The organism is Streptomyces sp. 2-1 (assembly GCF_048564895.1).
In the GTDB taxonomy this organism is placed as follows: domain Bacteria; phylum Actinomycetota; class Actinomycetes; order Streptomycetales; family Streptomycetaceae; genus Streptomyces; species Streptomyces phaeochromogenes.
In genome coordinates this window covers 7,972,534-7,984,729 of the sequence record NZ_CP183383.1, presented here as the reverse complement: position 1 = coordinate 7,984,729, position 12,196 = coordinate 7,972,534, and the positions used below count along the sequence as shown (strand labels likewise).

The 12,196-nt window shown below is 68.9% G+C and carries 13 protein-coding genes; 7 read left to right on the top strand and 6 right to left on the bottom strand.

Annotation, left to right across the window (positions count from 1 at the left end; all coding sequences use genetic code 11):
• Positions 1-91: 91 nt before the first annotated feature.
• Positions 92-1,030, bottom strand: a complete 939-nt coding sequence (gene miaA, locus ACN20J_RS35165; protein WP_189841074.1) for a tRNA (adenosine(37)-N6)-dimethylallyltransferase MiaA — start codon at positions 1,028-1,030, stop codon at positions 92-94.
• Between the two features lie 272 nt (positions 1,031-1,302).
• Between miaA and ACN20J_RS35160 the strand changes: the two genes are divergently transcribed.
• Both ACN20J_RS35160 and ACN20J_RS35155 read left to right on the top strand, forming a co-directional pair.
• Positions 1,303-1,518 (top strand): gliding motility protein, encoded by a 216-nt coding sequence (locus ACN20J_RS35160; RefSeq protein ID WP_307887504.1) that lies wholly within the window; start codon positions 1,303-1,305, stop codon positions 1,516-1,518.
• A gap of 24 nt (positions 1,519-1,542) precedes the next feature.
• Complete coding sequence (locus ACN20J_RS35155) at positions 1,543-1,827, top strand: antitoxin (RefSeq protein WP_190226828.1); 285 nt, start codon at positions 1,543-1,545, stop codon at positions 1,825-1,827.
• A 583-nt stretch (positions 1,828-2,410) separates the two neighbouring features.
• On the opposite strand, the gene ACN20J_RS35150 is transcribed toward ACN20J_RS35155, so the two are convergent.
• From ACN20J_RS35150 to miaB, 3 genes are all read right to left on the bottom strand, one after another.
• Complete coding sequence (locus ACN20J_RS35150) at positions 2,411-3,163, bottom strand: class III extradiol dioxygenase subunit B-like domain-containing protein (RefSeq protein ID WP_419667548.1); 753 nt, start codon at positions 3,161-3,163, stop codon at positions 2,411-2,413.
• Between the two features lie 127 nt (positions 3,164-3,290).
• Positions 3,291-3,557: a hypothetical protein gene (locus ACN20J_RS35145; protein WP_055616853.1), complete on the bottom strand. Its 267-nt coding sequence runs from the start codon at positions 3,555-3,557 to the stop codon at positions 3,291-3,293.
• Between the two features lie 44 nt (positions 3,558-3,601).
• Positions 3,602-5,122, bottom strand: a complete 1,521-nt coding sequence (gene miaB / locus ACN20J_RS35140) for a tRNA (N6-isopentenyl adenosine(37)-C2)-methylthiotransferase MiaB (RefSeq protein WP_361920233.1) — start codon at positions 5,120-5,122, stop codon at positions 3,602-3,604.
• A 133-nt stretch (positions 5,123-5,255) separates the two neighbouring features.
• Between miaB and ACN20J_RS35135 the strand changes: the two genes are divergently transcribed.
• The gene (locus ACN20J_RS35135; RefSeq protein ID WP_190226826.1) at positions 5,256-6,254 is read left to right on the top strand and encodes a TAXI family TRAP transporter solute-binding subunit; all 999 of its coding nucleotides are present in this window, start codon (positions 5,256-5,258) and stop codon (positions 6,252-6,254) included.
• Between the two features lie 61 nt (positions 6,255-6,315).
• On the opposite strand, the gene ACN20J_RS35130 is transcribed toward ACN20J_RS35135, so the two are convergent.
• Positions 6,316-7,719, bottom strand: coding sequence for a sensor histidine kinase (locus tag ACN20J_RS35130; RefSeq protein ID WP_361920229.1), 1,404 nt, complete (start codon positions 7,717-7,719; stop codon positions 6,316-6,318).
• A 9-nt stretch (positions 7,720-7,728) separates the two neighbouring features.
• Positions 7,729-8,415, bottom strand: a complete 687-nt coding sequence (locus ACN20J_RS35125; protein WP_055616841.1) for a response regulator transcription factor — start codon at positions 8,413-8,415, stop codon at positions 7,729-7,731.
• A 280-nt stretch (positions 8,416-8,695) separates the two neighbouring features.
• On the opposite strand from ACN20J_RS35125, the gene ACN20J_RS35120 reads away from it, so the two are divergent.
• The 4 genes from ACN20J_RS35120 to ACN20J_RS35105 all read left to right on the top strand — a co-directional run bounded on the left by ACN20J_RS35120 (position 8,696) and on the right by ACN20J_RS35105 (position 12,044).
• Positions 8,696-9,472, top strand: a complete 777-nt coding sequence (locus ACN20J_RS35120; RefSeq protein WP_189841067.1) for an amino acid ABC transporter ATP-binding protein — start codon at positions 8,696-8,698, stop codon at positions 9,470-9,472.
• Positions 9,473-9,532: 60 nt separating this feature from the next.
• On the top strand, positions 9,533-10,378 hold the full coding sequence (locus ACN20J_RS35115; RefSeq protein WP_189841066.1) for a glutamate ABC transporter substrate-binding protein: 846 nt from the start codon (positions 9,533-9,535) through the stop codon (positions 10,376-10,378).
• An 89-nt stretch (positions 10,379-10,467) separates the two neighbouring features.
• A complete protein-coding gene (locus ACN20J_RS35110) occupies positions 10,468-11,133 on the top strand; it encodes an amino acid ABC transporter permease (RefSeq protein WP_189841065.1) in 666 nt (221 codons plus the stop codon).
• Positions 11,130-12,044 carry an amino acid ABC transporter permease gene (locus ACN20J_RS35105; RefSeq protein ID WP_189841064.1) on the top strand — a complete coding sequence of 305 codons (915 nt, stop codon included), beginning with the start codon at positions 11,130-11,132 and terminating at the stop codon, positions 12,042-12,044. Before ACN20J_RS35110 ends, ACN20J_RS35105 begins: the two co-directional genes overlap by 4 nt.
• Positions 12,045-12,196 lie beyond the last annotated feature (152 nt).

Genomic DNA, 12,196 nt, shown 5'->3' with positions numbered 1-12,196 from the left:
ACTCGGACTCCACTTGGTCGATCGAAGCTCGATGATGGCACGGCCGCGGAGACCGGGATGACGGCCGGAGCGTCCCGATGCCAGGACGTGATCAGGCTGTGACCGGTCGTTCGACCAACGCCAGCGCGAGCTGCGGAAGTTCTGTGAGATCCGCCGCAGCCCCACTCAGCCAATGCACCCGTGGATCGCGTCTGAACCAGGAATCCTGACGGCGCGCGAAGCGCTTGGTGGCACGTACGGTCTCGGCACGTGCCTCGTCCTCCGTGCACTCCCCCGAGAGCGCCGCGAGCACCTGCTGGTAGCCGAGGGCACGCGACGCCGTACGCCCCTCGCGCAACCCTTGCGCCTCCAGTGCGCGCACTTCCTCGACGAGGCCGGCCTCCCACATGCGGTCCACCCGCAGGGCGATGCGGTCGTCGAGCTCGGGGCGCGCCACGTCGACGCCGATCTGCACGGTGTCGTAGACGGAGTCGTGGCCGGGGAGGTTGGCGGTGAAGGGCTTGCCGGTGATCTCGATGACCTCCAGGGCCCGGACGATCCGGCGGCCGTTGCTGGGCAGGATCGCGTGGGCGGCCTCGGGGTCGGAGACGGCCAGCCGGGCGTGCAGGGCACCGGAGCCACGCAGGGTGAGCTCCTCCTCCAGGCGGGCCCGTACCTCCGGATCGGTGCCGGGGAACTCCAGGTTGTCGACGGCCCCCCGGACGTACAGCCCGGAGCCGCCGACGAGGATCGGCCAGCGGCCCTCGGTGAGGAGTGCGTCGATGCGGTCGCGCGCGAGACGCTGGTACTCGGCGACGCTCGCCGTGACCGTCACGTCCCAGATGTCCAGCAGGTGGTGCGGGATGCCACCTCGTTCCTCGGGCGTCAGCTTGGCGGTGCCGACGTCCATCCCCCGGTAGAGCTGCATCGAGTCGGCGTTGACGACCTCGCCGCCCAGGCGCTGGGCCAGATGGACGCCGAGATCGGACTTTCCCGCCGCGGTGGGACCGACGACGGCGATGACCCGCGGGGCGGGGGCAGGACTACTCACCGCAACAGTCTCGCAAACCTCGGGGCCTCTTCTCGAACGAGCGACGTGACGGCGCGCGGCCGGGGTCGTTGCCTGTTGCGAGGTTCCAGCCGCCGGTCGTGAGGGCCGGTGACCCGGGCGACGCAATGGGACGCACCGGGCAACGCGGAATTTCGCCCACATGAGTAGAGCATGGAGATGATATGGGCGTTTTTGCACGGCTTCTTCGTAAAGATGGGCCTAAGTCGAAGGGTTCGGAGGAGGCGTCGACCGCTGAGGCTGAAGCGGGCGCTGTGACGGCCGAGTCCGGGGCGGATGCGCAGGACTCTGAGGACGCGGCGAAGGGGGCGGCGAAGGCCGAGACCGAGACCTCGTCCTCAGCGACGACGGAGTCGGAGTCTGCGTCTGCGGAGTCCGACGACTCCGCAGCGGAGAGCGTCGAGATCCCGAAGCAGCAGTCCGCCGAGGAGGCCGCCGACAGCGAGGCCGGCGAGGGCGCCCGCAAGTAGCTGTCCCGCGAGGGAAGGTGAACCATGGGTCTCCTGGACAACGTGAAGGCCCGGCTCGCGCCTGCCAGGGAAAAGGTCTCCGACCTCGCGCAGCAGCACGGGGGAAAGATCGACAAGATCGAGCAGGGTCTCGACAAGGCCGCGAAGCCGGCCGATGAGAAGACCAAGGGCAAGTACAGCGACAAGATCCAGACGGGCACGGGCAAGGCCAAGGGCGCCCTGGACCGACTCGCGCACAAGGAGGGTGACGGCACGGACGGCGGCGCGACGCCCCCGTCTCCCCCGGCATCACCGCCCTCGGCATCCTGAGCGACACCACATCGGCGGACGGCCTCGGAGCACGTTGAAGTCCGGGCCGTCCGCCGTGTTGGCGGCCCACTGACGGCCTACGCCCCGCGCCCTACGGCCCACGCTTGACACATCGCCTGACGCGTCCGCCTGACGCCCTGCACCTGTCGGCTTCGCCGCTGCCCGAATCCCCGGCGGGGGCTTGTCCCGCTCGGTGCCGTGCGCCCGGCGCGCGCGGGCACCACGACCGGCGCGGAGGCTCGAGCAAGCGCGGGAACTATGACCGACCGGGGCGCGACGACCGACCGCCCCAGGCATTCGCACCGACCGTCCCGGGTACTCAAGACCGGCCGACGCGGGCACTACGACCGCGCCAAGCGCTACGCACGACCGCCCAGGCACTCAAGCCGGGCCGGCCCCGGCCCCTACGACCGTGCCGGGCGCCGAGCGCACCTGTCACGGGCACTCAGACCGGCCAGCCCTTCTCCTACGCCAGACCCAGGCCCCTCGACCGTCCCAAGCGCCACGCACGACCGTCCCAGGCGCTCAGACCGGCCAGCCCAGGCACTACGCGCGGCACCCGGCCCCACGCCCGCCCCAACCCCTACGACCAGGCCGCCACCACGTACCCCACCCCGTACGGCGCGTCCTCGTACAGGAGCGCGCCCGCGAGCCCCGCGCCCTCGGCCGCACCGGCGAGCACCTGCCAGGGGGCTCGGCCGGAGGCCTTGAGCTCGTACGCCAGCTCCGCGTCCAGCGCCTGAAGGGCGGCCACGTCGGCCGCCCCGAGCGCCCGCGCCACCGCCGCGTCGAAACCCGCCGCCCGGTCGTCCAGATACCCGGGCGCCTTGAGCGTGCGGCACGCGCTGGCGTCGCCCATCACCAGCAGCGCCACCCGCTCGGCCCGTGTGGCGATTTCCCTTCCGCTTTGGATACACCGCTCGACCGCGAGAGGTTCCCCCACGCCGAGACCTTCGACGGGGGCGTCCGACCAGTCCGTACGACCGAGCAGCCAGGCCGCGACCGCGAGCGACGGCGGCAGGGGACGATCGGCGCCCTCGACGGGTCCGGATCCGGCCGCCGGGCTTTCCGGAACCCGGGCCCCGTTCCGGCCCAGCCGGACATCGAGGTCCACACCGAAGCCGTGGAACGTGCCCCGAGCGCCCTCCGGATGCGGCCCACGCCCGCTCTGCTCGGCGGGGCCCACGACCACCAGCCGGTCGGGCCGCGCGGCGGCCAGTACCCCCAGCGCGTCCGTGCAGGCGGCACGCGCGGCGTCCAGTTCGGGTGCGGCGCCCGCGGCGACGTCGGGCACGAGGAGGGGCGGGCAGGGACAGACGGCGGCGGCGACAAGCATGATCGGCAGCGTAGCCCCGCGCGACGCCCGGACGGCACTCCCCGGCGGCCGGATCTCACTCCTCGGCGAAGCCCGTCGCCACGCCCGCCCAACACCACGCCTCGCCCAACACCCCGCCCGCCGGACGTCACTCCTCGATCAACACATCCGTGAGGTCGATGACCGTAAGGAGCAGCACCACGAGCTTGCCGTCGCTGATCACGTACTCGACGAACAGGTTCCGGGAGAGGGCTATCTCGCGGGTCGACTCGTCGCCGCCGACGGCGTGCGAGAGCTTGTGGCGCGGGTCGGCGACCAGTATGGCCAGCCCGCGGTCCAGCACCTCCCGGCGCTCGGCGGGAAGGCTGTCCCGGACGCGTGCGGCGCGCTCGGTGAACTCCACGCTGTACGGCATGAGGGACCCCTTCCCGGCCCGTGACGCGGTCAGTCCCGGCCGCGTCAGTCGCAGCCGCACCCGCTGCCCGTGGCGACCGGCAGCGGCTCCGGCGCCCCGATCTTCGGCAGCCCCAGCATGACGCCCGCCGGCTTCACGGCCTCGGCGGCGTTGCGCTTGTCCCAGGCGTCCCCCGCGCGCGTGCGGCGCACGTCGAGGACGGCGCCCTCGGCGAGCAGGTGGTGCGGAGCGGCGTACGTGATCTCGACGGTGACGACGTCGCCGGGGCGGACCTCGGTGTCGGGCTTGGTGAAGTGCACCAGCCGGTTGTCGGCGGCGCGGCCGGAGAGGCGGTGGGTGGCCCCGTCCTTGCGGCCCTCGCCCTCGGCGACCATCAGCTCCAGGGTGCGGCCGACCTGCTTCTTGTTCTCGTCCCAGGAGATCTCCTCCTGGAGGGCGACGAGACGCTCGTAGCGCGCCTGCACGACCTCCTTGGGGATCTGCCCCTCCATGGTCGCCGCCGGGGTGCCGGGGCGCTTGGAGTACTGGAACGTAAACGCTTGCGCGAAGCGGGCCTCGCGGACCGCGTGCAGGGTCTGGTCGAAGTCCTCCTCGGTCTCGCCGGGGAAGCCCACGATGATGTCGGTGGTGATCGCGGCGTGCGGGATCGCGGCGCGGACCTTGTCGATGATCCCGAGGTAGCGCTCCTGCCGGTAGGAGCGGCGCATCGCCTTCAGGACGGTGTCCGAACCGGACTGCATCGGCATGTGCAGCTGCGGCATGACGTTCGGTGTCTCGGCCATCGCGGCGATGACGTCGTCCGTGAAGTCGCGCGGGTGCGGCGAGGTGAAGCGGACGCGCTCCAGGCCCTCGATCTTCCCGCAGGCCCGCAGCAGCTTGCTGAAGGCCTCGCGGTCGCCGATGTCGGAGCCGTAAGCGTTTACGTTCTGCCCGAGCAGCGTGATCTCGGAGACGCCTTCGCCCACCAGGGCCTCGATCTCGGCGAGGATGTCGCCGGTCCTGCGGTCCTTCTCCTTGCCGCGCAGCGCCGGGACGATGCAGAAGGTGCACGTGTTGTTGCAGCCGACGGAGATGGAGACCCAGGCGGCGTACGCGCTCTCGCGGCGGGTCGGCAGCGTCGAGGGGAACGCTTCGAGCGACTCGGCGATCTCGACCTGCGCCTCTTCCTGTACGCGGGCGCGCTCCAGGAGGACGGGCAGCTTGCCGATGTTGTGCGTACCGAAGACGACGTCCACCCAGGGCGCCTTCTTCACGATGGTGTCGCGGTCCTTCTGGGCGAGGCAGCCGCCGACGGCGATCTGCATGCCGGGCCGCTTCGTCTTCATCGGCGCGAGCCTGCCGAGGTTCCCGTAGAGACGGTTGTCGGCGTTCTCCCGCACCGCGCAGGTGTTGAAGACGACGACGTCGGCGTCACCGTCGGAGCCGTCGGGCGCGCGTACGTATCCGGCGTCCTCGAGCAGTCCGGAGAGCCGTTCCGAGTCGTGGACGTTCATCTGACATCCGTAAGTGCGTACTTCATACGTTCTCGTCAGGTCCACTACGGGGCTCCGGTCGCTGCTGCTCATGCGACAAGGGTAGGCGGTGCCCGGAGTACGTCCGGCCCTGGCGCCCTTCGTGCGGTGACGTACGGGCCGCGGCACTCGCCCCGGGAAGCCCGGCCCTGGTCATCGTGGGCGTTGTGCTGGCAGGATCGCGCCCATGTTCCAGGCATTTTCCCGTATCGGCAGGCGCCGGGCCCTGCAGGGTTCGGCCGCCGCCTTCGTGGCCTTCGGGCTGCTCCTGTGGTGGCTGCTGCCCCTGGGCAAGAGCTCACCGGGCGGGACTGTGACCTTCAGTACGGGATCGCCGACCGGCGTGTACCAGCTGTACGGCACGCTACTCCAGGAGGCGCTCGCGAAGGACATGCCGCGCCTGGACGTGGAGCTGCAGGAGAGCGTCGGCTCGCAGGAGAACGTACAGCGGGTGGCCACCGGGCAGGCCGACTTCACCATCGCGGCCGCCGACGCGGTGGCGAAGTACGAGCGGGAGGGCGGCCGGGGCGCGGATCTGCTGCGCGGCTGCGCCCGGCTGTACGACGACTACGTGCACGTGGTCGTCCCTGAGACGTCCTCCGTGGACACCATCGGGCAGCTGAAGGGCAAGAAGGTCGCGGTGGGTCAGGCCGGTTCCGGGGTGCGGCTCGTCGCCGAGCATGTGCTGAGAGCGGCCGGCCTCGATCTGGACAAGGACATCCAGCCGGTGTCCGTCGGCATAGGAGACATGCCGGAGCTGCTCGAGGAGAAGAAGATCGACGCCTTCTTCTGGTCGGGCGGGCTCCCGACGGGTGCCGTGACCGACCTCTCGAACAGGTTCGACATCAAGCTGGTCCCCATCAAGGCCGGCCTCGTGGAGAAGCTGCACGAGCAAGGCCAGGAAGCCGAGTACTACCGGTCCGCCGTCATGCCGGCGGACGCCTATCCCCGTGCCCAGTCCGGGGAGTCCGTGGAGACGGTGGCGGTGGCGAACCTGCTCGTGACCCGGGCGGGGACGGACACGGAGCTGACCGAGGGGATGACCCGCACGGTGATCAACAGTCGCGACCGCATCGGCGAAGAGGTGCACGCGGCCCAGCGCGTGGACCTGCGGACCGCCATCTACACCGATCCGCTCGACCTGGACGAGGGTGCGAGCCGCTACTACCGCTCGGTCAAGCCGTAGCGGTTCGTGCGGCGGCAGGCCGGGCGGCACAGGCACGGCCCGGCACCGCTCGCACAGCCGTTCAGGCTCCCGGCACCGTCCGCGGCACGCTCACCGTCACCTTCAGGCCGTGCGGCTCGTGGTGCGCGTACGCGATGGAGCCGCCGCCCGCCGCGAGCAGGGCCCGGGAGATGGACAGGCCGAGGCCCGAGCCCTTGATGTTCTGGTGCCCGGGGCTGCGCCAGAAGCGGTCGCCGACGCGGCTGAGTTCCTCGTCGCTGAGTCCGGGACCGAGGTCGGTGACGACGATGGTCGAGACCTGGCCGTTGGAGGCCACCTCGACCTCGACGGACTCTCCTTCGGGGGTGAACTTCAGCGCGTTGTCGATCACCGCGTCCAGGGCGCTGGAGAGCGCGACGGGATCGACCCACGCGGTCGTGGCGGGGCAGGTCCCGACCAGTCGTACGCCTTTGTCGTCGGCGACCGGTGACCAGGACGCCACGCGCTCGGCGGTCAGCTCACCGATGTCGGTGAGCCGCAGGTCCGCCTCGGCGTGCTCGGCCAGGGCGAGGTCCAGGAGGTCGTCCAGGACCTGCGCGAGACGCTTGCCCTCGGTGCGGACGGAGGCGATCTCCTCGTTGCCCTCGGGGAGTTCCAGGGCGAGCAGTTCGATGCGCAGCAGCAGGGCGGACAGCGGGTTGCGCAGTTGGTGCGAGGCGTCGGCGACGAAGGCGCGCTGCTGTTCCAGCACGTCCTCCACGTTGTCGGCCATCTCGTTGAACGACCGGGCCAGGCGCCTGAGTTCCGGCGGCCCGCCGGCGACCGCGACACGGGACTTCAGGCGGCCGGTCGCGATGTCGTGGGTGGTGGCGTCGAGGACGCGTACGGGCCGCAGTACCCAGCCGGTCAGGCGCAGCGCGGCACTGAGCGCGAGGAGCATCGCGGCGATTTCGCCGGCGCCGATGACCAGCCAGCCGCGCAGGATCTTCGAGCGCATCTGCCCGGTGGGCGAGTCGGTGACCACGACAGCGATGACGTCACCGTCCCGGATGACGGGGGACGCCACGACGAGACGGTCCCGTTGCCACGGCCAGACCTGTGCGGGGTCGTGGCTGCGGCGGCTCTGGAATGCCTCGTCGAAGGCGTCGCGGGCCTCGCCCTTCTCGGGGATGTACCAGTCCACGGGCGCCTTGGCCATGATCGTGTCGCGGTAGAACACGCCGACCTTGATGCCGTACAGCCCGTTGTACTTGATGACTTCCCTGCCGAGCGTGTTGAGGCGCTCGTCCGAGGACTCGACCCGGGACCCCTTGGGCGGGTCGGTGACGAACTGTGCGAGGGACGCGAAGCGGGCCGTGTCGTCGATCCGGTCGACGACCACCTTCTGCTGCTGGGCGGCCGCCAGGCTGACGGCGAGGGGGACGCCGAGGGCGAGCAGTACGGCCGCCATCAGGACGATGAGCAGCGGTAGGAGACGTGCGCGCACCTGGCCCCGCTACGCGGCGGGCGCGACGAGCCGGTACCCGACGCCGCGCACGGTCTCGATCAGGGCCGGCATGCGCAGCTTGGAACGCAGGGACGCTACGTGCACCTCCAGGGTGCGGCCGGTCCCCTCCCAACTGGTGCGCCAGACCTCGCTGATGATCTGTTCCCGCCGGAACACCACACCGGGACGCTGGGCGAGGAGCGCGAGAAGGTCGAACTCCTTGCGGGTCAGTTGGACAACCGAACCGTCCACGCTGACCTGACGGGTGGGCAGTTCGATCCGTACGGGACCCAGGTTCAGCGCGGTCTCGCCGGGAGCAGCGGTCTCGTCGGCGACGTTGCGCCGGCTGACGGCGTGGATACGGGCGAGGAGTTCCCCGGTGTCGTACGGCTTCACCACGTAGTCGTCGGCGCCGAGGTTGAGGCCGTGGATCCGGGAGCGCACGTCGGCGCGCGCGGTGACCATGATCACGGGGATGCTGGTGCGCTTGCGGATCTTGCCGCAGACCTCGTAGCCGTCCTGGTCGGGCAGGCCGAGGTCGAGGAGCACCACTCCGAAGCCGGCGCCTTCGGGAACGAGCGCCTGGAGGGCTTCTTCGCCGCTGCGGGCGTGGGTGACGTCGAAGCCGTGACGTGCGAGGACCGCGGACAGAGCGGCGGCCACGTGGTTGTCGTCCTCGACGAGGAGCAGTCTCACCCCGGCCCCCTTCGGTTCATCGGTCGTACGTTTTCGGTGGATAGACGTGGGCACGCGCGCGTGCCCTCTGGAAGTCAGTCCGATGACGCTGACGGCGTCAAGCATGTTCGGGGCGCGGCCGACTTCCGTTACGCAGCCGGTACGTGTCCGCCGCTGCCTTCACGAAGAGTGTCCGGTTGCTACCAGATCGTTATGCTCAATTTCCCCTCAGATGTAATGACGCTGGTCGTGCGGCATCACTACTGTCCTCCGCAACCGAGGAGGACGGAGCAAGAGGCCGATGACCGAAGTATCGGTGACCAAGGACGCCGTACCCGCGGCCGACGATCTGGTCGTACTGAAGAACGTCAACAAGCACTTCGGTGCGTTGCACGTGCTCCAGGACATCGACCTGACGATCGCGCGTGGTGAGGTCGTCGTGGTCATCGGGCCCTCCGGGTCCGGAAAGTCCACCCTGTGCCGCGCCATCAACCGCCTGGAGATGATCGATTCGGGAGACATCTCGATCGACGGCAAGCCGCTGCCCGAGGAGGGCAAGGAACTGGCCCGGCTTCGGGCCGATGTCGGCATGGTCTTCCAGTCCTTCAACCTCTTCGCGCACAAGACGGTGCTCGAGAACGTGATGCTGGGACAGGTCAAGGTCCGCAAGGCGGACAAGAAGGCCGCGGAGGAGAAGGCCCGCGGGCTGCTCGACCGGGTGGGTGTCGCCACGCAGGCGGACAAGTACCCCGCCCAGCTCTCCGGCGGCCAGCAGCAGCGTGTCGCGATCGCGCGGGCCCTGGCGATGGACCCCAAGGTCATGCTCTTCGACGAGCCGACATCGGCTCTCGACCCGGAGATGATCAACGAGGTCCTCGAAGTCATGCAGCAGCTTGCGCGTGACGGGATGACGATGGTTGTAGTCACACACGAGATGGGTTTCGCCCGTTCGGCCGCCAACCGCGTCGTCTTCATGGCGGACGGACGCATCGTCGAAGAGGCTGTGCCGGACCAGTTCTTCAGCAACCCCCGCAGCGACCGGGCGAAGGACTTCCTGTCGAAGATCCTGCACCACTGACGACCCACGTCACCCGCCACCGACGGATCGCACATCTTCACCACTCAAAGGATGTTCACCATGAAGCTCCGCAAGGTCACCGCCGCCTCGGCCGCCGTCCTCGCACTCGCCCTCACTGCCACCGCTTGCGGCTCGGACGACAAGGACAGCGACAGCGCCGACACCGGCTCCGGCGGCAGCAAGAAGATCACCATCGGTATCAAGTTCGACCAGCCCGGTATCGGCCAGAAAACGCCGCAGGGTTACGAGGGCTTCGATGTCGACGTCGCGACGTACGTCGCCAAGCAGCTCGGCTACAGCGCGAACCAGATCCAGTGGAAGGAAGCGAAGAGCGCCGACCGCGAGACCATGCTCCAGCGTGGTGACGTCGACTTCATCGCCGCCTCCTACTCGATCAACGACGAGCGCGACGCGAAGGTCGACTTCGCCGGTCCGTACCTCCTGGCCCACCAGGACGTCCTGATCCGCGCCGACGACGACTCGATCAAGACGCCGAAGGACCTCAACAGCAAGAAGCTGTGTTCGGTGACGGGCTCCACCTCGGCGCAGAACGTCAAGGACAAGCTCGCCCCCAAGGCCCAGCTGCAGGAGTACCCGACGTACTCGGCCTGCCTGTCCGGTCTGCAGAGCGGCGCCATCGACGCGCTGACCACGGACGACTCGATCCTCGCCGGTTACGCCTCGCAGGCGAACTTCAAGGGCAAGTTCAAGCTCGGCGGCTTCAAGATGACCAACGAGAACTACGGCATCGGCGTCAAGACGGGCAGCGACCTCAAGGCCAAGATCGACACGGCTCTCGAGAAGATGGTCGCCGACGGTGCGTGGGAGAAGGCCGTGACGGCCAACTTCGGCCCGGCGAACTACAAGAACGAGCCCGCCCCGAAGATCGGCAACATCGTCAAGTGAAGCGGGACCTGACCTGACAGGTGCGCCGTCCTCCGGGGCGGCGCACCTGTCAGGAAGGCCCCTCCCCACACGCGGAAGCGCGGGAGATCGTGTTCGACTTTCTTGAAGGTTACGACCTGTGGGAAGCCTTCTGGACGACGGTGCAACTCACCGTCCTCTCCGCCGTCGGCTCCTTGATCTGGGGAACCATGCTGGCCGCCATGCGGGTCGGTCCGGTGCCTCTCATGCGCGGTTTCGGTACCGCCTACGTCAACATCGTGCGGAACATCCCGCTCACCGTGATCATCCTGTTCACGTCACTCGGCCTCAACCAGACGTTCGAGGTCACCCTCGGCTCGGACCAGATCGCCACGACCAACTTCCGGCTCGCGGTACTCGGCCTGATCATGTACACATCGGCGTTCGTGTGTGAGGCGCTGCGGTCCGGCATCAACACGGTGCCGGTCGGCCAGGCGGAGGCGGCGCGTGCCATCGGCCTGAACTTCACGCAGGTGCTGACGCTGGTCGTGCTGCCGCAGGCGTTCCGTTCGGTCGTCGGTCCCCTGGCGAACGTCCTGATCGCGTTGACGAAGAACACCACGGTGGCCGCCGCGATCGGTGTCGCCGAGGCGGCGACTCTGATGAAGGAGATGATCGAGAACGAGGCACAGCTCGTCCTGATCTCCGCGGTCTTCGCGTTCGGATTCGTGTGTCTGACGCTGCCGACCGGGCTGATCCTCGGCTGGGTGAGCAAGAAGGTGGCGGTGAAGCGATGAGCTCGGTCCTCTATGACGCCCAGGGCCCGCGGGCCAAGCGGCGGAACGTCATTTTCTCCGTGGTGTTCATCGCCGCCCTCGCCGCGGTGCTGTGGTGGATGTACGACATGCTGGAGGAGAAGGGCCAGCTGGAGTGGGTGCTCTGGAAGCCCTTCTTCACCGGAACCGAAGCCTGGAGCACGTACCTCTGGCCGGGGCTCAAGAACACGCTCAAGGCCGCCGCGCTCGCCATGGTCATCGCGTTGCCACTCGGTGCGGTCCTGGGCATCGCCCGACTGTCCGAACACGCCTGGGTGCGTGTCCCGGCCGGCTTCGTGGTGGAGTTCTTCCGCGCCATCCCGGTGCTGGTCCTCATGATCTTCGGCCTCGCACTGTTCTCCGAGTACACGAACGTCAACGCGGACGACCGTCCGCTGTATGCGGTCGTCACCGGCCTGGTGCTCTACAACTCCTCGGTCCTCGCGGAGATCGTCCGGGCGGGCATCCTGTCGCTGCCCAGGGGACAGTCCGAGGCCGCGTTGGCTGTCGGGCTGCGCAAGAACCAGGTCATGCGGTTCATCCTGCTGCCGCAGGCGGTCACGGCGATGCTGCCGGCGATCGTCAGTCAGCTCGTGGTGATCGTGAAGGACACGGCGATCGGCGGTGCGGTCCTCACCTTCCCCGACCTGATGGCTGCCGTCAGCCCGATGAGCGCCTACTACGGCGCGAACGTGATCGCCAGCTTCACGATCGTCGCGGTGATCTACATCGTGATCAACTTCGCCCTCACCACCTTCGCCGGCTGGCTGGAGGGCAGGCTGCGCCGCGGCAAGAAGTCCACCGGTGCGGTCCTCGGCGTGGACGCGGTCGACGAGCTCAGCGCACCCGGCGACCACGTGGACGTCACCCACGAGGTCGAGAAGGGTCCGTGAACGGCCCGCACACACCGAAGAACTGACGAGATGTGAGCAACCGGAGGCAGTGGCATGATCGCCACTGCCTCCGTCACTTGACGCAAGCACCGGCAATGGGTTGCATACGTTCTGTGATCGTGCACCCCGCTCCACCTGCCACTCCCGGTAAG

Bases quoted from the DNA above. Each gene is read 5' to 3' on its own strand.
- ACN20J_RS35155 (WP_190226828.1), top strand. From the start codon at position 1,543: ATGGGTCTCCTGGACAACGTGAAGGCCCGGCTCGCGCCTGCCAGGGAA.
- ACN20J_RS35150 (WP_419667548.1), bottom strand. From the start codon at position 3,163: ATGCTTGTCGCCGCCGCCGTCTGTCCCTGCCCGCCCCTCCTCGTGCCC.
- ACN20J_RS35145 (WP_055616853.1), bottom strand. From the start codon at position 3,557: ATGCCGTACAGCGTGGAGTTCACCGAGCGCGCCGCACGCGTCCGGGAC.
- miaB (WP_361920233.1), bottom strand. From the start codon at position 5,122: ATGAGCAGCAGCGACCGGAGCCCCGTAGTGGACCTGACGAGAACGTAT.
- ACN20J_RS35135 (WP_190226826.1), top strand. From the start codon at position 5,256: ATGTTCCAGGCATTTTCCCGTATCGGCAGGCGCCGGGCCCTGCAGGGT.
- ACN20J_RS35120 (WP_189841067.1), top strand. From the start codon at position 8,696: ATGACCGAAGTATCGGTGACCAAGGACGCCGTACCCGCGGCCGACGAT.
- ACN20J_RS35115 (WP_189841066.1), top strand. From the start codon at position 9,533: ATGAAGCTCCGCAAGGTCACCGCCGCCTCGGCCGCCGTCCTCGCACTC.
- ACN20J_RS35105 (WP_189841064.1), top strand. From the start codon at position 11,130: ATGAGCTCGGTCCTCTATGACGCCCAGGGCCCGCGGGCCAAGCGGCGG.